General features: G+C 72.3%; 7 protein-coding genes. 2 read left to right on the top strand and 5 right to left on the bottom strand.

Annotated elements, in window-relative coordinates; genetic code table 11:
• Positions 1 to 76 precede the first annotated feature (76 nt).
• Entirely contained in the window at positions 77 to 6,664 is a 6,588-nt protein-coding gene (locus ACWGDX_RS35195) for an amino acid adenylation domain-containing protein (RefSeq protein ID WP_453632288.1), read from the top strand.
• Positions 6,661 to 14,022, top strand: coding sequence for an amino acid adenylation domain-containing protein (locus tag ACWGDX_RS35190; protein ID WP_453632287.1), 7,362 nt, complete (start codon positions 6,661 to 6,663; stop codon positions 14,020 to 14,022). Before ACWGDX_RS35195 ends, ACWGDX_RS35190 begins: the two co-directional genes overlap by 4 nt.
• Positions 14,023 to 14,278: 256 nt before the next feature.
• Here ACWGDX_RS35190 and ACWGDX_RS35185 read toward each other — a convergent pair whose 3' ends face one another.
• The 5 genes from ACWGDX_RS35185 to ACWGDX_RS35165 all read right to left on the bottom strand — a co-directional run.
• Entirely contained in the window at positions 14,279 to 16,651 is a 2,373-nt protein-coding gene (locus ACWGDX_RS35185; RefSeq protein ID WP_453632285.1) for a lantibiotic dehydratase, read from the bottom strand.
• Positions 16,652 to 16,663: 12 nt separating this feature from the next.
• Positions 16,664 to 16,942 (bottom strand): phosphopantetheine-binding protein, encoded by a 279-nt coding sequence (locus ACWGDX_RS35180; protein ID WP_453632283.1) that lies wholly within the window; start codon positions 16,940 to 16,942, stop codon positions 16,664 to 16,666.
• Positions 16,943 to 17,038: 96 nt separating this feature from the next.
• The gene (locus ACWGDX_RS35175; RefSeq protein ID WP_453632281.1) at positions 17,039 to 18,034 is read right to left on the bottom strand and encodes a pyridoxal-phosphate dependent enzyme; all 996 of its coding nucleotides are present in this window, start codon (positions 18,032 to 18,034) and stop codon (positions 17,039 to 17,041) included.
• On the bottom strand, positions 18,031 to 19,632 hold the full coding sequence (locus tag ACWGDX_RS35170; protein ID WP_453632279.1) for an amino acid adenylation domain-containing protein: 1,602 nt from the start codon (positions 19,630 to 19,632) through the stop codon (positions 18,031 to 18,033). Before ACWGDX_RS35170 ends, ACWGDX_RS35175 begins: the two co-directional genes overlap by 4 nt.
• The coding region (locus ACWGDX_RS35165; RefSeq protein WP_453632277.1) for a lantibiotic dehydratase at positions 19,629 to 21,383 on the bottom strand (1,755 nt) is incomplete at its 5' end. The genes ACWGDX_RS35165 and ACWGDX_RS35170, both read right to left, overlap by 4 nt.

Here is a 21,383-nt window from a genome sequence, read left to right as displayed (position 1 = left end):
AGCGTCCCGCTCCGTATCACCGGGTGACCTCATCCCGGTCCCGTGAACCCCTACTTCTCACTCTGGGAGGCGACCGATGGCAACCGGCGATGGCCCGTACCCGCTGTCATTCGCACAGGAACAGCTCTGGTTTCTCGATCAGCTGCGGTCCGGAGCCACGACCGAGTATCTGCTGCACGAGGCGTTCCGGCTGCGGGGGCCGCTGGACACCGGCGCGCTCACGGCCGCGCTGTCGGAGATCGCCGTACGTCACGAGGTGCTGCGCACGCGGTACGTCTCCATGGACGGAGACGGGGGCGGAGACGGCGACGGGGACACCGGCACCGGTGGCCAGATCGTGGACCCGCCGGGGCCGGTGGAGCCCGTCCTGGTGGATCTCGCCGGGCTGCCGGCCGGTGAACGGCCCGCGCGCCTGCGCGAGTTGAGCGCCACCGAGCTGCGTACGCCGATCGATCTGCGCGAGCGCCCGCCGTGGCGGGTGACGCTGGTCGATCTCGGCCCGGACGACACCGCGCTGCTGATCACCGTGCATCACATCGCGTTCGACGGCTGGTCGTGGGGGGTGCTCGCGGAGGAGATCGAGACGCTGTACACCGCGTTCGGCGGGGGCCTGCCGTCGCCGCTGGAACCGCTGCCCGTGCAGTATCTGGACTACGCGCAGTGGCAGCGCGAGAGTTACGAGGCGTCCGCCGCGTCGATGGACCGTCAGCGTGCCTACTGGCGGGAGCGGCTGGCGGATCTCGATCCGCTGGAGCTGCCCACCGACCGGCCGCGTCCGGCCCGGTGGGACCCCACCGGGGACAGTCTGTCCTTCACGGTGCCGGCCGCGCTCGCGGCGCGGGTCGACGAGATCGGCCGGCGCGCGGGCGCGACGCCTTTCATGACGTACCTCGCGGCGTTCCAGCTGCTGCTGGCCCGCTACTCGGGCCGGCGCGATGTGGCGGTCGGGGTGTCCCTGGCCAGCCGTGACCAGCCCGAGCTGGACCAGATGATCGGTATGTTCCTCAACACCGTGGTGCTGCGGACGGATCTGTCCGGCGACCCCTCGTTCGTGGAGCTCCTGGCGCGCGTCCGGGACGGCCAGCTGGACGACTTCAGCAATCAGGAGGTGCCGTTCGAGCGGGTCGTCGCCGATCTGGCCCCGGAGCGCGACCCGTCCCGCAACCCGGTCTTCCAGGTGGGGTTCGCGCTGCACAACGCCCGGCGCCGGCCGCTGCGGCTGCCCGGTCTGGAGGTCTCCAAGTACGACTCGCCCGTGGCCGGTGCCGCGTTCGATCTGTCGCTGCATCTCGCCGGGCGTCCGGACGGCTCGATGGAGGCGAAGTTCCTCTATCCGACGGCGCTGTTCGACGCGGCGCGTATGGAGGGGATGGCGGCCGGACTGCTGCGGCTGCTCACGGACGCCGCCGACCGGCCCGACGTACCCGTGCGGCGGCTGGAGATCGTCCCCGACGCCGAACTGTCCCGGTTCGCCGAGTGGAACCGTACGGAGACCGTGACCACCGGCCGGTCCCTGTCCGAGCTGTTCCTTGAGCGGGCGCGGGCCACACCGGACGCGGTGGCCGTGGTGTCCGGGGGCACGGAGACCCGTTACGCGGAGCTCGCACGGCGGGTGGACGCGCTCTCCCGGCGGCTGCGGAGCCTGGGGGTCACGCGCGGTACGCCCGTGGGAGTGGCGCTGCACCGGAGCACCGACCTGGTCACGGCGCTGCTCGCGGTGCTCGCCTCGGGGGCGGTGTACGTACCGCTCGCGCCCGAACACCCGGCGGACCGGCTGGCGTTCATGGTCTCGGACGCCGGTGTCGAGGTGCTGCTCACCGAGGAGTCGCTGCGTGAGCGGCTGCCCGTCCATCCCCGTGCGCTGACGCTCGACAGCGCCGAGCCCGGCAGCGCGCCGGCGGACGCGGACCTCCTGACACCGGTGTCCGTGGGAGCCGCCGATGCCGCGTACATCATGTACACCTCCGGCTCGACCGGTCGGCCCAAGGGTGTGGTCGTCACCCATGCCGGGATAAGCAACCGTGTGCTGTGGTCCGTGGACCGGTACGGGATCGGCGCGGGCGACCGGGTGCTCCAGAAGACCACCATCGGATTCGACGCCGCCGTATGGGAGTTCCTCTCGCCGCTCGTGTCGGGCGGCACGGTGGTGATGGCTCCCGAGGAGGCCCATCGCGACCCCTCGGTCATGGTCCGCGCGGTGGCCGAGCACGATGTGACCGTCCTCCAGCTCGTCCCGTCCGTCCTGCGGCTGCTGCTGGCCGAGACGGATCTCGCTGAGTGCTCCGCGCTGCGGCTGGTGTGCTCGGCCGGCGAACCGCTGCCCGCCGAACTGTGCGCGCGGCTGCGCGACACCGTCGATGTCGAGGTGTTCAACACCTACGGCCCGACCGAGTGCGCGATCGACTCCACCGCGTGGCGCTACGACGGGACCGAGCGGACCGAGATCGTCCCGATCGGGCGTCCGCTGCCCAATGTCCGCGCGTTCGTGGTGGACGCCGAGGACCGGCTCGTACCGGTGGGTGTCCCCGGTGAGCTGTGTGTCGCCGGGGTCGGTCTGGCGCGCGGCTACGCGGGCCGGGGAGATCTGACGGCGGACCGCTTCACCCCGCATCCGTTCCCGAGCACCCCCGGTGAGCGGTGGTACCGCACGGGGGACCTGGTGCGCCGCCGTGAGGACGGCGCGCTCGAATTCGTCGGGCGTATCGACGAGCAGGTGAAGGTGCGGGGTGTCCGGATCGAGCCGGGTGAGATCGAGGCCGCCCTCACCGCCCATCCCTCGGTCGCCGCCGCGGTGGTGACCACGCACCGGCCGGAGTCCGGGGACACGGAGCTGGTCGCCTATCTCGTACCGGCCCCGGGGACATCGCTCCCGGAGCCCGAGGAGCTGCGTGCCCTGCTGGCGGCCCGGCTGCCGGAGAGCATGATCCCGTCGGTCACCGTGGCGCTCGACGCGATCCCGCTGACGCCGAACGGCAAGGTGGACCGCCGGCGGCTGCCGTCGCCGGAGGGCAGGAACGAGCCGGACCGAACGGCCTGGACGGCACCCCGTACCCCCGCCGAGCGGGCCGTCGCCGAGCTGATGGGCGAGCTCCTCGGGGTGGAACGGGTCGGCGCCGACGCCGACTTCTTCGCACTCGGCGGGCACTCCCTGCTCGCGATCCGGCTGGTGCTGCGGCTGCGGCGCGCCTTCGGCGTCGAGCTGACGGTCGGTGAGCTGTTCCACGCCCGTACGGTCGCGGAGCTGGCAGCCAGGGTCGGATCGGCCGGGACGGACGCCGAGGAGCCCTCGATCCGGCCGGTGGAGCGCGGCGGGGAACTGGCGCTCTCGTTCGGCCAGCAGCGTATGTGGTTCCTGGACCAGCTCGATCCGGGCAGCGACGAGTATGTCGTCCCGGTGGCGCTGCGGCTGCGCGGCCCGCTGGACACCGAGGCGTTCCGGCGCGCGGTGGACGCGACCGCGGCGAAGCACGAGATCCTGCGCACCCGGTATGTGGCGCGCGCCGGTGATCCGGTGCAGCTCATCGATCCGCCGGGCCCTGTCGACTTCACACTGCACGATCTGTCCGGTGAACCGGAGGCCGAGGCCCTGGCCCGGGAGCTGCTGGACCGCGCCTCCGGTCTGCCGTTCGATCTGGAGCGGGAGGCCCCGTTCCGGGTCACGGTGATCCGTACGGCGCCCGACAGCCATCTGCTCGGGCTGACCCTGCATCACATCGCCTTCGACGCCTGGTCGATGGGGATCTACCTCAAGGATCTGAACGCGGCGTACGAGGCGTTCGCCGCGGGCCGCCCCTCGCCGCTGCGTGCCCAGCCGGTGCAGTACGCGGACTTCGCGGCCTGGCAGCGCGAGCAGCAGTCGGCGGGCGAGATCGCGGGGCAGCTCGCCTACTGGAGTGACCGGCTGACCGGGCTCAGCCCGGTCGAACTGCCCGCCGACCGGCTCAGATCAGCCGTGCGCGACGCCCGCGGCGACACGGTGATCGTGGATGTGCCGGCCGGGACGGGCCACGGCGTGGCGGATCTCGCGGCGCGGCACGGCGCGACACCGTTCATGGTCCTGCTGGCGGCGTTCCAGCTGCTGCTCGGACGCTATACGGGGCGTACGGATATCGCGGTCGGCACCCCGGTCGCGGGCCGGACCCGGGAGGAGACCGAGGAACTGGTCGGCTTCTTCACCAACAATCTGGTGATCCGCAACGATCTGTCGGGCGATCCGGCCTTCACGGACTTCCTGGACCAGGTGCGCACGGTGTCCCTGGAGGCGATGGCCCACCAGGACGTGCCGTTCGAGCATCTGGTGGACGCGCTGCGGCCCGACCGTGATCTCTCCCGCAATCCGCTCTTCCAGGTGATGTTCGAACTCCAGCATATGGAGGGGGTGCCCGCGACCCTGGGCGGGTCGGTCATCGAGCCGGTCCACACCGGGCCCGCCGTGGCCAAGTTCGATCTCACCATGACGGTCAAGCAGCGCGCCGACGGGCGGCTGCACTGCTGGTTCGAGTACGCCACGGGGCTCTTCGAGCGTGCCACGATCGAGCGGATGGCCGGGCACTATCTGGCGCTGCTGAACAGTGTCACGGCCGCTCCCGGCGCGCGGATCGGCGATCTCACGCTGCTCACCGAGGAGGAGCACAGGACCCTGGTGCACATCTGGCCGGACCCGGAGGGGGACCGGCTCGCCCGGCTCGACCCCGCCGCGGAGCACGCGCTGACCGTGCCCGAGCTGTTCGAGCGGCAGGCCGCACGGACACCGGACGCGGTGGCGGTGGTGGCGGGGGGTGTGGAGATCGGCTACGCGGAGCTGAACGCCCGCGCGAACCGGTTCGCCCACCGGCTGCGCTCCCTGGGCGTCGGGCCCGAGACGGTCGTCGCGTCCTGCCTGGAGCGGGGCGCGGAGGCGGTCGTGGTGCTGCTGGGTGTGCTCAAGGCCGGCGGGGTGTACGCCCCGTTCGACCCGCTGCACCCGCTGGAGCGGCTGCGCTTCATGCTGGGCGATGTCGGGGCGACGGTGGTGGTCGCCACCAGGGCGTTCGCGGAGCGGCTCGGGACGGGCCCGTACCACGTGATCACCGTCGGCGGCGAGGACGGCGCCGGCGGACCGGACCGGGCCAACGACCGGCGGGCGCCGGCGGGTACGAAGACGTCGGCGGATACGAAGGTGTCGGCGGATCCGGGAGCGTCGGTGGATCCGGGGGCGTCGGAGAACGTGCCCGTGCCGGTGGCACCGGGCAATCTCGCCTATGTCATCTACACCTCCGGCTCCACCGGGCGCCCCAAGGGGGTGATGATCGAGCACCGCTCCTACGCCCACCACTGCCGGGTGATCGCGGACGAGTACGGCATCGAACCGGGCGAACGGGTCGTGCTGCTGTCCGCGCTCACCTTCGACGTGGCGATGGACCAGATCGCGGCCACCCTGACGGCCGGCGCCACGATCGTGGTGGGTGACCCGGTCTTCTGGACCCCCGCGGAGCTGCCCGCCCGGCTCGACGAGCACGGTGTGACGATCGTCGAGATCACCCCGGCCTACTACCGGGCGATGGCGGAGTCCGGCTCACTGGACCGGCTGACCGGGCTGAAGCTGATGAACGTCGGCAGTGACGTGGTCACGGTGGCCGACGCACGGCGCTGGGCCGAGACCGGGCTGCCCGGACGCTTCCTGTGCAACTACGGGCCCACCGAGGCGACCGTCACCTGCCTGCTCCACCGGGTCGGCGCGGAACCCGGCACGGAGTCCGGCCCGGGAGCCGCCGGGGAGCAGAGCGCTTCGGCGATGCCCATCGGACGGCCGGTGTCCGGGACCCGGGCCTATGTGCTGGACGCGGATCTGCGCCCGGTCCCGGCCGGGGTGCCGGGTGAGCTGTGCCTCGGCGGTGTACGGCTGGCTCGTGGCTACCACGGCAGGCCGGAGCTGACGGCGGACCGGTTCGTCCCCGATCCGCTGGGTGACGAGCCGGGGCGGCGGCTGTACCGGACCGGCGATCTCGTACGCCACCGGCCCGACGGCGTGATCGAGTTCCTGGGCCGGATCGACCACCAGGTCAAGATCCGCGGACTGCGGATCGAGCTGGGCGAGATCGAGGCGGCGCTGGTGCGCCATCCCGCGATCCAGGAGGCCGTGGCCGTGGCGGCGGAGGTGGCACCCGGCGACAAGCGGCTGGCCGCGTATCTGGTGGCCCGGCCGGACAGCGCGGTGCCCGCCATCGGTGAACTCCGCGCCCATCTGGGGGAGTCGCTGCCGGAGTACATGATCCCGTCGCTCTGGGTGACACTGCCGGCGCTGCCCCTGACCAGCAGCAAGAAGGTGGACCGCAAGGCACTGCCCGATCCGGTGCTCGCCCGCACGGACGGCGGACAGGAGTACGTGGCCCCACGTGACCCGGCGGAGGAGACCGTCGCCGCGATCTGGTGCGAGGTACTCGATGTGGCGCGGGTCGGCGCCCTGGACGACTTCTTCGCGCTGGGCGGCCACTCGCTGCTGGCCACCCGGGTTCTCGCGCGGATCAGAGAGGCGTTCGCGGTCGACCTGCCGCTGCGCAGGCTGTTCGAGGCCACCACGGTGGCGGAGCTGGCCGAGGCGGTGTCCGAGGCCATCGAGGCCGAGATCGCCGGGCTGTCGGACGACGAAGTGGCGGGGCTGCTGTCCCAGAGGAGTGAGCGATGACCGAGACAGAGACCGGCGACCGGACGGCACTGCGCCAGGAGCTGCTGCGGCAGCGCCTGCGCGGCAGGGCGGCGCCCCAGCGGAACGACGGCATCGGCCGGGCCCCGCGCGGCGGCCCGCTGCCGCTGTCCTTCGCCCAGCGCCGGCTGTGGATCCTGGACCAGCTCCAGCCGGGCAGCACGGAGTATCTGATGACTGCGGCCCTGCGGCTGCGGGGCGAGCTGGACCCGGCCGCGCTGCGCACCGCGCTGGACGGGACGGCCGCCCGGCACGAGGTGCTGCGCACCCGCTATCCGGTGGTGGACGACGAGCCGGTGCAGCTGATCGACGAGCCGGGTCCCGTACCGCTGACCGAACTGGACCTGCGCGGTGTGGACCGGGAGCGGGCGGACGCCCGGCTGGCGGCCCTCGTCACCTCCGAACGGCTCCCCGTCGATCTGGCGACCGGACCCGTCCTGTCGGCGGTGCTGGTGCGGCTGGACGAGGACGAGCACGCGCTGCTGCTGACGTTCCATCACATCGCCTCGGACGGCTGGAGCGAGGATCTGCTGGTGGCCGAGGTGGCGGCCCGCTACGGCGACGCCGTGGCAGGCCGCCCGGCGGCGGAGCCGCGAGTCCCCTTGCAGTACGCCGACTTCGCGGTCTGGCAGCGCGACCGGCTCTCCGGGGAACTGCTGGAGAGGCAGCTCGTCCACTGGCGGGAGCGGCTGGCCGGGCTGGAGCCGCTGGAGCTGCCCACGGACCGGCCGCGGCCCGCCGTACGGGATGTCGCGGGCGCGCAGGTGCCGCTGAAGGTCCCTGCGGAGGTGGCCGGACGGCTGACGGCGCTGGCGCGCGATCACGGCGCCACCCCGTTCATGGCGCTGACCGCGGCGTACGCCGTACTGCTCGGCCGCTGGAGCGGACAGCGGGACGTGGCCGTGGGCACACCCGTGGCCGGCCGCGACCGGCCCGAGGTGCAGGACATGGCCGGGCTGTTCCTCAACACCCTGGTCCTGCGGACCGATCTGTCCGGCTCGCCCTCCTTCACGGAGGTGCTGCGCCGGGTACGGGAGGCCGCGCTCGACGCGTACGCCCATCAGGAGGTGCCGTTCGAGCGGCTGGTGGACGAACTGGCGCCGGAGCGCGACCCGTCGCGGACCCCGCTCTTCTCGGCGATGCTGCTCTGGCAGGAGGAGTCGGCGACGGCCGGGCCGCGGACCATGGGCCCGCTGACGGTCGGCCGGCTGCCGGTCGGCGAGAGCACGGCCAAGTTCGATCTGACGCTGGGGGTGTCCCAGCTGCCCGACGGGTCCCTGTCCGGGGCCCTGAACTACGCGTCGGCGCTGTTCGACCGGGAGACCGCCGAGCGGTTCACCGCGCACTTCGCCCGGCTCCTGGCGAGCGCCACGGCCGAACCCGCGCTGCCGGTGGACGGGTTGGAGATCCTCCCGGCGGCCGAGCGCGGACTGCTGCTGGAGGGGTGGAACGACACCGCCCGGCCGTATCCGTCGGGGACCCTGCCCGCGCTGTTCGAGGCGCAGGCCGCCCGGACCCCGGACGCGACCGCGCTGCGGTACGAGGGCACGGCCGTGTCGTACGCGCGGCTCGCCGCCGAGGCCGGCCGGCTCGCCGGGGAGCTGCGGGAGCGCGGTGTGGGCCCGGAGTCCGTGGTCGGGGTGTGTCTTCCCCGGGGTACCGGTCTGATGGTGGCGCTGCTCGCCGTCATGAAGGCCGGGGGCGCGTATCTGCCGCTGGATCCCGAATACCCGCGCGAACGCCTCGGTTTCATGCTGGACGACTCGGCCGCGACGGTCGTCGTCACGGACGCCGGGCTGGCGGAGCTGGTGTCCGGCGGGGACCGGCAGGTCGTGGACATCGACGCCGACCGGTCCGGACGGTCCGCGCTCGCCGGCAAGGGCTCCTGGTCCGGTCCCGCGCCGGAACACCCCGCGTATGTCATCTACACCTCGGGGTCGACGGGCCGTCCCAAGGGGGTGGTGGTCGAGCACCGCGCGATCGTCAACCGGCTGCACTGGATGCAGGAGGCCTACGGGCTCACCGGGGCGGACCGGGTGCTCCAGAAGACCCCGTACGGCTTCGACGTGTCGGTGTGGGAGTTCTTCTGGCCGCTGACGACCGGCGCCACCCTGGTGCTGGCCCGGCCCGGCGGGCATCGCGATCCCGCCTATCTGGCCGGGGTGATCGCCGCCGAGGGCGTCACCACCCTGCACTTCGTACCGTCCATGCTGCGGGCGTTCCTGGCCGGACCGCTGCCGCCGCTGCCAACCCTGCGGCGGATGATCTGCAGCGGCGAGGCGCTCCCCGCCGACCTGGTCACGGCCGTGCACGAGCGGATCGGCTGCGAGCTGCACAATCTGTACGGGCCGACCGAGGCGGCGGTGGACGTGACCGCCGCGCGGTGTGCGCCCGGTCTGCCCGTCACCATCGGACGGCCCATCGCCAACACCCGTACCTACATCGTGGACGACGGGCTGCGGCCGGTCCCCGTCGGTGTGCCGGGTGAGCTGCTGCTCGGCGGTGTGCAGCTCGCCCGCGGCTATCTCGGCCGGCCCGCGCTGACGGCGGAGCGGTTCGTACCCAGTCCGTTCGCCACCGCCCCCGGCGAGCGGCTGTACCGCACCGGCGATCTCGCCCGGTACCGGGCCGACGGCGCCATCGAGTATCTCGGGCGGCTGGACCACCAGGTCAAGATCCGCGGTCAGCGCGTCGAGCTCGGTGAGATCGAGGCCGTGCTCACCGAGTGCGCGGGGGTGGACTCGGCCGCGGTCACCCTGCACGACGAGCGGCTCGTCGCCCATCTCACCCCGGTCACCGCGGATGTCGCCGCGGTACGGGAGGAGCTGCGCGGCAAGCTGCCCGAGCACATGTGCCCGGCGCACTGGATGCTGCGGGACGCCCTGCCGCTGACGACCAGCGGCAAGGTGGACCGCAAGGCGCTGCCCGCGCCCGACGACACCAGGTCGCTCCTGGCCGGGGAGTACACCGCGCCCCGCGACGCGCTGGAGCGGACACTCGCCGAGGCCTTCGCGGCGGCCCTGGGCGTCGACAAGGTGGGTGTGCACGACAGCTTCTTCCAGCTCGGCGGTGACTCGCTGCGCGCGATCCGGGCCGTGGGCCGGCTGCGTGAGCAGGGCTTCGAGGTGTCCGTGCACGACATGTTCACCCGTCAGCGGGTGGCCGAACTGGCGGAGCTGGTGCGCTCGCGCCCGCGGCCGGCCGATGGTACGGCGGGCCCGGTGGCGGCCGATGTGCTCGTGGAGCGCTTCGCGCTGGTCGGGGACGAGGACCGGGCCCGGCTTCCGGAGGGCCTGGACGACGCGTACCCGATGGCGCAGACCCAGGCCGGGATGGTCTACGAGATGCTGGCGGCGACCGACCGGGCCGTCTACCAGAACGTCTCCTGCTACAAGGTCCGCGACGAGCTGCCGTTCGACCCCGCGGCGCTGACCGAGGCGGCCCGGACGCTGGTCGCGCGCAATGAGATCCTGCGGACCTCGTTCGATCTGTCCGGTTACTCCGAGGCCATGCAGCTCGTCCACCGGGAGGCCGAACTGCCCATCGGCTTCGACGACTTGAGGTCGAAGCCGGCCGAGGACCAGCGGGCCGTGGTGGACGGCTTCCTGGTGGGCGAGCGGCGCAAGGCCTTCGATCTCGGCCGCCCTCCGCTGCTGCGCTACCACGTCCATCAGATCTCCGACGAGGAGTGGTGGCTGACCCATATCGAGGCGCACGCCATTCTGGACGGCTGGTCCCACACCTCGGTGGTCGCCGAGCTGATCTCCCTGTACCGGACGGTACGGCAGGGCCGGACGCCGGATCTGCCACCGCCGCCCGATGTGCGGTTCGCCGACTTCGTCGCGCTGGAGCGCGCCGCGCTCGCCTCGGCGGAGGACCGCGCGTTCTGGGCGGAACGGATCGGCGGCAGCGAGAAGTTCGAGCTCCCGCCGGCCTGGGGCAGCCAGGAGCAGGACGAGAAGGCCACGATCATCGATGTGCCGTACCGGGATCTGCTGCCGGGTCTGCGGCGGCTCGCGGCGGCGGCCGGCGGCTCGCTGAAGAGTGTGCTGCACGCCGCGCATCTGCGGGCGCTGGGTGTTGTCACCGGCCGCCGGCGCTTCCACACCGGGCTGGTCTGCAACGGCAGACCGGAGCTGGCGCGCGGGGACGAGGTGCGCGGGCTGTATCTCAACACGGTGCCGTTCGCCGCCGATCTGTCGGCCCGTACCTGGCGTGAGCTGGTCCGCGATGTCTTCGCGGGCGAGGCGGAGCTGTGGCCGCACCGCCGCTATCCGATGCCGGCGATGCAGCGGGAGTGGGGCACGTCGCCGACGCTCATCGATGTGGCCTTCGGCTTCCTGGATTTCCATGTCCTCGACTGGGAGTCCGACGAGGTCGGTATGGTCGACGACTTCAGTCCCAGCGAACTCGCCCTGGAGGTGTGGACGTTCCCCGGGGTGCTGCGGCTCGGCGGCCGGCCCAGCCTGGTGGGACGCGCCCAGCTGGAACTGCTGGGCCGGGTCTACCGTCATGTGCTGGAGGCAATGGCCGCCGACCCGGACGGTGACGCGTACGGGCTGACGCTGCCGCCCGCCGACCACGACAGGACCGTGCACGACGGGAACGACACGGCGCGTCCGGTGTCGGCCGACATGCTGGTGCATGAACTGGCCTCGGCGCAGGCCAGGTCGACCCCGCATTCGGTCGCCCTGCGGTACGGGGACGAGAGCGTCGGCTACGGCGCGCTGGACGAGCGCGCCGAGCGGCTGGCGCGGCGGCTGCGTGCCCTGGGTGTCGGGCCCGACACCATCGTCGGGCTGTATCTGCCCCGTACCCCGGATCTGATCGTCGCCCTGCTGGCGACGCTCAAGGCCGGGGGCGCGTTCCTGCCGCTCGATCCCGAGTATCCCGCCGAGCGTCTGCGGCACATGCTGACGGACGCGGACGTCACGGTCCTGCTCAGCACACGCGCGCTGCGTACCGCGCTTCCGTCCGGGGTGAACTGCGCGGTGGAGATGGTCGAGGACCTGCCCGAGGGCGACCTGCCGGGCGGAAGTCCGTCCGGCCGAGACCGGCGCGGCGGAGACCTGCCGGGCGGGGAGATCGCGGGCGGGGATGTTCCTGCGCCGGATCCGGCGGGCCGGGCCTCGCTCGACAGTCTCGCCTATGTGATCTACACGTCCGGATCCACCGGGCTGCCCAAGGGTGTCGGGGTGCCGCACCGGGGACCGCTCAATCTGCGGTACGCACAGCGTGAGCACCTCGATGTGCGCGAGGGCGACCGGGTGCTCCAGTTCGCCTCGCCGAGCTTCGACGCCTTCGTCTGGGAGGTGGTCATGGCGCTCACCAACGGCGCCGAACTGGTGCTGCCACCGCCGGACACGGACCCGGGCGATCTGCGCCGGCAGGCCGGTCTGGTCACCCATATGACACTGCCGCCTTCGCTGCTCGACCGGCTGACGCCCAGCGACTTCCCGCACCTCAGGGTGCTGGTGTCGGCCGGTGAGGCCTGCTCCGCGGAACAGGCGGCGCGCTGGTCGGACCGGGTGACCTTCATCAACGCCTACGGACCGACGGAGACGTCCGTGTGCGCCACCCTCGCGCCCGTGCCTCCCCGGGGAAGCGGCCCGGCCCGGGTGAGCGGCCCGCCGTCGATGGGGCGGCCCATCGGGAACTTCCAGGTGTACGTCCTCGACGCGGACCTCCGCCCGGTGGCGGACGGGGTTCAGGGCGAGCTGTACGTGGGCGGCGCCGGGCTGGCCCGGGGATATCTCAACCGTCCGCATCTCACGGCGGAACGCTTCGTCCCCGACCCGTACGGCGGCCGGCCCGGGGACCGGCTCTACCGCACCGGGGACCTGGTGTCGCGCAACACCGACGGCACGCTCCAGTACCACGGCCGCCGGGACCACCAGGTGAAGGTGCGCGGACTGCGCGCCGAGCCGGGCGAGATCGAGAATCTGCTGCTCGGCCATCCGGCGGTGGCCGCGGCGGTGGTCACGGTGCACCGCGCGGGCACGGCGGACGCGACGCTGGTGGCATACGCCGAGACCGCGGAGGGACGTACGGCCGAGCCCGCCGAACTGCGCGAGCATCTCCGCGGCCGGGTGCCGAAGGGGCTGCTGCCCACGCACTACTTCGTGCTCGACGCCTTCCCGCTCACCCCCGCGGGGAAGACCGACCGCGCGGCGCTGCCCGTGCCGGACGGTGCGCGGCCCGCGCTCATGGCGCCGTACGTGGCTCCCTCGGGCGAGCTGGAGGAGGCCATCGCCGACGCGTGGAGCGAGGCGCTGACCGTCGAACACGTCGGAGCCCACGACGACTTCTTCGAGCTGGGCGGTCATTCGCTGGCGCTGATGAGGATCGTGGCGACGCTGCGCGCCCGGCACGGACTGGAGCTGCGGTTCCGGTCGTTCATCGAGCACCGTACGGTCGCGGGTCTGGCGGCGAGCATCGAATCCGCCCGGAACACATCGGCATCGGAGGGCGGGGAGGCGACCCGGGCGATGCTGTGGATCCGTGAGAAGGGCAGTGGCAGTCCGCTGTTCTTCGTCCACCCGGGCGGCGGCAGCGCCCACTGGTATCTGCGGCTGGCCCCGCATCTGCGGACGGAGCGGCCGGTGGCCGCGTTCGAGTGGCCGGGCCCGCACACCTCGGCGAGCCCGCCGACCGCCGAGGAGATGGCCGAGCGCTATCTCACGGAGCTGCGGGCCCTCCAGCCCGCCGGGCCCTACGTGCTCTTCAGCTGGTGCGGCGGAAGCGGTATCGCCTCGGAGATGGCGAGCCGGCTGGTGGGCGCGGGCGAGGAGGTCACCTTCATGCTCCTCGACCCGGGTCTCGACGCACACGAACGGGCCGAGGGATGGCGGGAGCTGGCACTGATCCGCCGGCTGGAACGGCTGGTCGACGAGGTGGCGCGGGGCGGCGCCGACGCGGACACCCCGGAGCGCCGGGCGGAGATCCTGGATCTGCTGAACCACCTGGTCGACGATGTCGACGAGGAGACCGGGATCACCCTGCCCGACGAGGGGGTCGGCGAGGCGTGGCCGCGCGCCGCCCGGATCTGGCGGGAGGTGATGGAGATGGATCTGGCCTACCGGCACCGCCCGTTCCCCGGCCGGCTCCATCTCATCGTCAGCGATGAACTCGCCCAGGGCGAGCACGAGGTGGCATTCGGCCAGACGTTCGAGGACTATCTGGGCCGCTGGCGTGAGCTGCTCACCGAGGGGGTGGAGGTCCATCGGGTGCCGGGTGATCACTTCGGGGTGATGAAGCCGCCGCATGTGTCGCGGCTCGCGGAGGTCATGGACGCGGTGATCGCCGGCTCGGAGCCGGGCGACGGGGCCGCGGCGGACTGACGGCGCCGATCAGCAGGAAGCGGTGGGACACCGGAGGACGGTGCCCCACCGCTTTTCCGTGTGCTGCCGGTGGGGTCGGCGGGGGCGGTGGCGTCGGCGGGAGCGGCGGAGGCGGCGCGCTCGGAGGCGGTGGTGCTGTCGTAGGTACGAGAGGTCATGGTCCGTCGGTGGGCGGGCGCATGCGAAAGCCCGGGGCGGTCCTGGTGGTCAGGACCGCCCCGGGCGAGGAGAGGGCGTGCGCGTACGTCCGTACGTATCAGTCGGTCACCGCGACGAAGCGGAGCTCCGAGGTGTAGGTGTTGCCTTCGTCGTCGGTCAGCCAGGCCTGCTCCGGGTTGGGCAGCATCTCGGTGACCGTCATCCGCGCCGCCGGATCCTTCCGCGCGAGCCTGCGGGCCGCCTTCGCGAAGATGTTCACATACACCGGACTGTCGAAGTCCACGAAGAACGGCCGCGGCTCCGTCGGAGACACCACGAACACCCACCGCGGCAACTCCTGCGCCGACCGCCACTGACGCGCCCGCACAAAACGCCGCGCCTCGTTCTTCTCCCCCGCGAACTCCATCTCCGACGCGACGAACCGCCAGGTCTCCCGCGCCACCACGAGCGAGTCGACCGTGACCCTCGGCGAACGGTCGCTCTCCGGAAGGATCTGGAAGAGATCCATCACCAGGGTCGTCAGCACATGCGAGAACACGTCGACGGCGTCGAACACCGTGCCGTCGGGCAGCACCACCACCAGTCGCTCCGCCCGCCGTTCGACCCGGGCGTCGGCGCTCAGTACGGTGTTCGGCCTGCCGGGGTCGGCCGTGTGGTCCAGGAGCGCGACATGGTAGTCCTCGGGCCGTACCAGGGAGTGTCTGATCCTGGCGGAGAGCCTGGACTTGTGCTCCTTGGGCAGCAGCGGCATCAGCCGGGGATCCGGGTGATCGCGGCTCGTCCGGGCGAAGAGTTCCCGGGGGTCCGGGTGCTGGTGGACGAAGAGCGACGCGCCCAGGGTGTTGGTGGCGAGATGGAGTTCCCCGAGGACGAGCTCGAACTCACCGCGCTCCAGCGCGGCGGTGTCGGCCGCGGCGACCATCACGTCCGGGCTGAGATAGCGTGCCGCCGTCCAGCCGGTCCCCGTACCGCCGAACGACTCCTCGATCTGGCCGGCGATCTCCGCGCCGGAGACCCGGACGCGGCGGACGCCCTCCGGCAGGTGCCGGCTCAGGATGTCGCTCCAGCGCCGGCGGAACTCCTCCTGGAGGCGGACCGCGTCGGCGGCGCCCTCGCCGTGCAGTACCGGCAGACAGGCGAACCAGAAGGACGCCAGATCCACCGTTCCGCGCCCGTCGCTCCCGCCGCCTCCGCCGTCCTCGCCGTCCCCGTCGCCTCCGCCGTCCCCGTCGCCTCCGCGGCCCCCGCCCGCCTCGCCCACGAGCCGGTCGAAGACCTCACCGGCCCGCCGCATCACACGCTCGGCGAGCCGGGAGGTCAGCCAGGTGGCGCTGGTCATGAAGAGGTCCAGCGGGGCCAGCGCCGTCACGATGTCGCCACCGATCCGGGCCTGCGCGGAGCGCACGCAGTCGGAGTAGACGAGGGCCCGGCAGGGCGCGGTGGTGGCGCCCTTCTCCCGCTGGGCGGCGGCTTCCGTGAGCCGCTCGAAATCCGCCTCCAGTCCGGCGAGCGCGGTGATCAGCCGCTCCGGGTCGTCCCCGGCCGCCCGCACCCGGTCGCGCCCGCGCTCCAGTACGTCCAGCTTGGCGAGCGCGGGCTCACGTACGGCGGGGTCGCCGATCCGGTCCAGGATCTCGCGCAGCCGCAGTTCGGGGCGGGTGTCGGCGGGAACCTCCAGCCGCCAGGTGACACAGCGCAGCCTCACCAGTGTGTCGAGCGCCTCGGTCACATCGGTGTCCGGTCCCAGCAGCCGCTGGATGGCATGGGCGGAACGTACCCCGTCGCAGAGTTCGAGGACGCGCAGCTCCCGCTCCGAGACCGTACGCACCGGACGCCCCGGCACCCGCACCGCACCGTCCACCACACCCACGAACGGCACACGACGCGGAGCCACCCACTCACGAACCCCCGCGACCCCACCGATCACCCGAGCCAGCGCATCCACCGACCAACTCGAAAAATACACCTCCGAAGCAGAGACCAGCCCCACACCGGGATCCACACCCACACCACGCGACGACACATCCACCCGGCCCCAGCCCACCGGACCGAAAAACCCGATCGTGTCATTCTTCACACAGAAACGCTGCCAATAATGCGCCACCAACTCCTCACGCTGACGCGGCATACTCGACCGCCCCGCCACCGAAGGAACCCACGACAGAAACGGCTTGACACCCGAACCCAACACCGCCCGGTTCTGCCACGCCACCGCCGCACGAAACCGCCCCGAACCCGCGATCCCCTGCAACACCCCAGCAGTACCCACCGCCGCAACCCCGAACAACTCCTCAAAACCCTCCCACTCCACACCCGACAACACCTCCCCCACACCAAACTTGTCCGCCGCCACACCCAACCCAACCGGCGCCAGACGCAACACCCCCGACACCGGAAAACCCGGACCACGCAGGCCCACTTGGTCCCAGAGGCGCCATCGCTCGCTCAGGGAAACGGATTCCTCGGTCATCCGGATCTCCCCCTACACCTGTTCGGCGGCGCGGTCAGCGAGATCCGCGGCGAGGACCTCGGCGAGTTCGGCCGGCGAGGGATAGGTGAAGATGAGCGCCACGGGCAGCTCGGTGTGGAGACTCTCCTGGAGCCGGGCGATGATCTGGAAGGCGGCCAGGGAGTCCCCGCCCGTCTCGAAGAAGTCGCTCATGGTGTCGAGGGTCGCGTCGCCGAGGGTCTCCCGGTAGAAGCCCGCGATGAGTTCGGGGAGCTGGGACGCGTCGACCGTGTGCTGTTCCGCCGTGGTCATGGTGTTCTCCTTCAGTGATGTCGGTGGTGTCAGTAATCTCAGTGTTGTCAGTGGTGCCAGTGACGTCAGTGGTGCCAGTGACGCTGTCGAAAGTGATCAGAGGGCGGTCGTCCGGGCGGCCAGGGCCGCCGGACCGTTTCCGCCGGACACGATCACCGCGGCCGTGCCGTCGAAGCCGTGGTGCAGCGCTCCGGCCAGGGCGACGGCGCCGCTGGGCTCCGCCGGGACACCGGCCGCGTGGAGCAGGCCCGTCGCGTGGACGATCGCCTCGTCGGTGACCCCGACCAGTTCGTCCACGCGCCGTCTGATCACGGGGAAGAGCACCTCGCCCGCGCGCTGGCCGCGCAGTCCGTCGGCGACGGAGTCACTGGGCGGCAGCTCGACCGGATGCCCCGCCGCCAGGGCGCGCGCGTAGCGCCGGGTGCCCCCGGGCTCCACCCCGACGATCCGTACCGGCCGTGTCAGTCCCTCCGCGGCGAGACACACCCCGCCGAGCAGACCGCCGCCGCCGGTCGGGACGAAGACGGTGCCGGCGCCGGGGGCGTCCTCGAATATCTCCAGACCGACGGTGCCCTGTCCGGCCGCCACGAGTTCATGGTCCGACGAGGGCACCAGGACCGCGCCCGTACGCTCCGCGAAGTCCCGTGCGTACCGGTCGCGTTCGGCGACCCCGCCGCCGCTGCGGATCACCCGGGCGCCGAGGGCCGCGACGGCCTGTGCCTTCGCCTCGCTCGCTCCGGCCGCCATGACGACGGTCACACGGACACCGAGCGGTCCGGCGAGGGCGGCCACCGCGAGACCGTGGTTGCCCGAGGAGCCGGTGACGATGTCCTGGGCGCCCAGGGCCAGCAGCGCGTTCGCCGCTCCCCGCAGCTTGAACGAGCCGCTGTGCTGGAGGTGTTCGGCCTTGAGCAGGACGCCGGGCAGTGAGTCCGCCGTCAGCAGCGGCGTCCGCCGTATGTACGGGGCGATCCGCTCGGCGGCGGCGAGAACGTCGGTGTGACCGGGCCGGACAGCGGCGGGGCCGCGCCGGACGCCGGTGTGACTCGGCCGGGTGCCCGCGTGGCCCAGCCTGGTGCCCGCGGCCGTCATGACACACGCTCCGCCGTCGGGACGGCCGGCCGGGCGAGTGTGCCACGGTCGGTCTTGCCGGTGCGGGTCACCGGCAGCCGGTCGATACGGGTGAACCGCCTCGGCAGCATATGGGGCGGCAGGGTGGTGGCGAGATGGGCGCGTACGGACGCGTCGCCGGTCCCGGCGGACAGCCCGGTGACATGGGCGTACAGCCAGGTCCGCCCCTGGCCGTCCGTCTCGGCGGTGACCACCGCGCCGGTGATGTGGGGATGGGTGAGCAGCGCGCCCTCGATCTCCGCCGGGTCCACCCGATGGCCGCGGATCTTGATCTGGCGGTCGGAGCGGCCGAGATACTCCAGCTCGCCGCCGGGCAGCCGGCGGGTCAGATCACCGGTGCGGTACATACGGGCGCCGGGCGGCCCCGAGGGATCGGGGAGGAAGCGCCCGGCCGTCAGGGCGGCGAGTCCCCGATAGCCCCGCGCGACCCCGTCGCCGCCGATGTACAGCTCCCCCACCGCTCCGTCGGGCACGGCGCGCAGCTCGTCGTCGAGCACCTGGACGGTGACCCCGTCGATGGGGGTGCCGATGACATCGGCGGAGGTGTCGGGTACGGCGGGCACCTTGTACCGGGTGGAGGTCATGGTGCATTCGGTGGGACCGTACTGGTTCACCAGCAGTCCGCCGACGAGCGCGCGCCCGCCGGCGGCGAGGAAGGGCCGCAGCGATTCCCCGCTGGAGACCACCGTGCGCACCCCGCCCAGCCGTTCGGCCGCGTCGGGTCCCTGTGCCAGGAAGGTGAGCAACGAGGGGGTGGTGCTCAGCACGGTGTCCGCGCCGTACTCCTGGAGGATGGCCGCGAAGGTGTCGGCGCGCAGCAGCCGGGCGCGGTCGACCAGGACCAGACGGCCGCCCGCGACGAGCGGCGCGAAGATGTCCCTGATGGAGGCGTCGTAGCCGAGCGGGGCGAGCTGGACGGCCACGGTGTGCGGGCCGAGTCCGTAGTCCCTGACCACGAAGCGCAGATACGCGTCGAGCCCGGCGCGTTCGATCATGACCGCGTGGGGCGCTCCGGTGGATCCGGAGGTGTGGCTGATGTACGCGAGTGAGCGCGGCCCTGCGGGGTACGGCGGCGCGGGTGCCGCCGACGGCTCGGGCGGCGCGGGTGCCGCCGGGCCGCCCGGGGCCGGGAGCCGGTCGAGCAGCAGGGTGGGTCCGGTGACGGGCAGGTCGAGCCGCTCGGCGAGAGCGGCGGTGGTGAGCAGGAACCGGGCCCGTCCGCTCTCGGCCATGGACACCAGCCGCGGCAGCGGCAGTTCGACGTCGAGTGTGAGGAACGCGCCGCCGGCCCGGAGCACGGCGGCCATGGCGACGACGGCGTCGACACCGCGTTCGACGGCGACGGCGCACACCTCCTCGGGGCCCACTCCCCGGGCGGTGAGGATCCGGGCCAGCCGGTCGATCCTGGCCGCGAGTTCCCCGTACGAGAGTTCGCTGTCCGGGGTGACGACGGCGACGGCGCCCGGATCGCGCGTGGCATGGGCGAGGATGTCGTCCACCGGGGTACGCGCTCCGGCCGCGGGGAGCCCCCCGCCGTCCGGGCGGGGCGCGCCGGTCATCCTTCCTCTCCTGTCTCCGTGGTGCGGTCGGCGGCTGTCTCCGTGGTGCGGTCGACGGCGACGAAGCGGAGTTCGGAGGTGTACTTGTTGCCTTCGTCGTCGGTCAGCCAGGCCTGCTCCGGCGTCGGGAGCATCTCCGAGACCGTCATCCGCGCGGCGGGGTCCTTCCGCGCGAGCCTGCGGGCCGCCTTCGCGAAGATGTTCACATACACCGGACTGTCGAAGTCCACGAAGAACGGCCGCGGCTCCGTCGGGGACACCACGAACACCCACCGCGGCAACTCCTGCGCCGACCGCCACTGACGCGCCCGTACGAAACGGCGCGCCTCGTTCTTCTCCCTCGCGAACTCCATCTCGGAGGCGACGAACTTCCAGGTCTCACGGGCCACGACGGTCGAGTCGATGGTGATGCGCGGCGAACGGTCGGTGTCGGGCCGCAGGGTGAAGCGGTCCATCACCCGGTTGGTCATGGCGTGGCTGAACACATCGAGCAGATCGAAGACGGAGCCGTCGGGGAGCACGGCCTTGAGCTGTCCGTCCCGCTCCTCCACCAGTACGTCGCCGCAGCGGACCGTGCGCGGCCGGCTGGGGTCCGCGGTCTGGTCCACGATGGCGACGTAGTAGTCCTGCGGGCGGTCCAGGGAGGGTCTGCTGCGGGTGGACCACTTCAGCGGAAGTTCCTTGGGCAGCATGGGCATCAGCCGGGGCCCGGGGAAGTCGGTCGTGGTCTCGTCGATCAGCTCCCGCATGTCCGGGTGCTGGTGGACGAAGAGCGAGGCGCCCAGGGTGTTCATGGCCACATGCAGCTCACCGAGGACGAGTTCGAACTCACCGCGCTCCACCGCGTCGAGATCATCGGCGATGATCATCACATCGGGGCTGATGTAGCGGGCCAGGGACCAGCCGCGCCCGGGTTCGCCGAAGGCCTCCTGGACCTGGTCGGCGATATCGGCGGAGGAGAGCCGGACCCGCCGTGCCCCGGCCGGGGCGTTGATGATCCTCGCCCAGCGCTCGCGCAGTTCGGCCTGGATACGGTCGATGTCCGCGATCGACTCGCTGTGCGGGGCGGGCAGGCACTCGAACCAGAGGGAGCCGAGGTCGACGCGGTCCTGCCCGGCGCGGAGACGGGCGTACGCCTCCTTGATACGTCCGCCGACGGTCTCGGCGAACCGGTTGGTCATCCAGCGGGCTCCGGTGAGGCACAGCTCCAGGGGGGTGAGCTGCTCCAGTACGGCGGTGCCCACCGTGGCGGTGGCCGATCTGCGGCTGTCGGAGTAGACCAGCGCGCGGTTGGGCGCGGTACGGGCGCCCTTCTCGCGCTGGGCGGAGGTCTCGGTCAGTTCGGCGAAGTCGGCTTCGAGCGCGGCGAGCGCCTCGCACAGCTCGTCGGCGTCGAAGCCGGCGGCACGGACCCGGTCACGGCCGCGCTCCAGGACGTCCAGCTTGGCGAGGGCGGGTTCACGCAGTTCCGCGTCGCCGATCGTCTCCACGAAGTCGCGCAGGGCGCGTTCCGGGAAGGTGCCCGCGGGGACGTCCAGTTTCCAGGCGACCCAGCGCTGGGCGACGAGCCACTCCAGGGTCTCGGTGATCTCGGCGGGCGGCACCTCGCGGCCCTCGGCCCGGGAGACCTCGTCGACGATATCGGTGAACAGCCTCACCCCGTCGCAGAGTTCGAGGACGCGCAGCTCCCGCTCCGAGACCGTACGCACCGGACGCCCCGGCACCCGCACCGCACCGTCCACCACACCCAC

The sequence above is a fragment of the Streptomyces sp. NPDC055025 genome (genome assembly GCF_053608565.1).
This window is presented reverse-complemented; position numbering and strand designations above follow the sequence as displayed.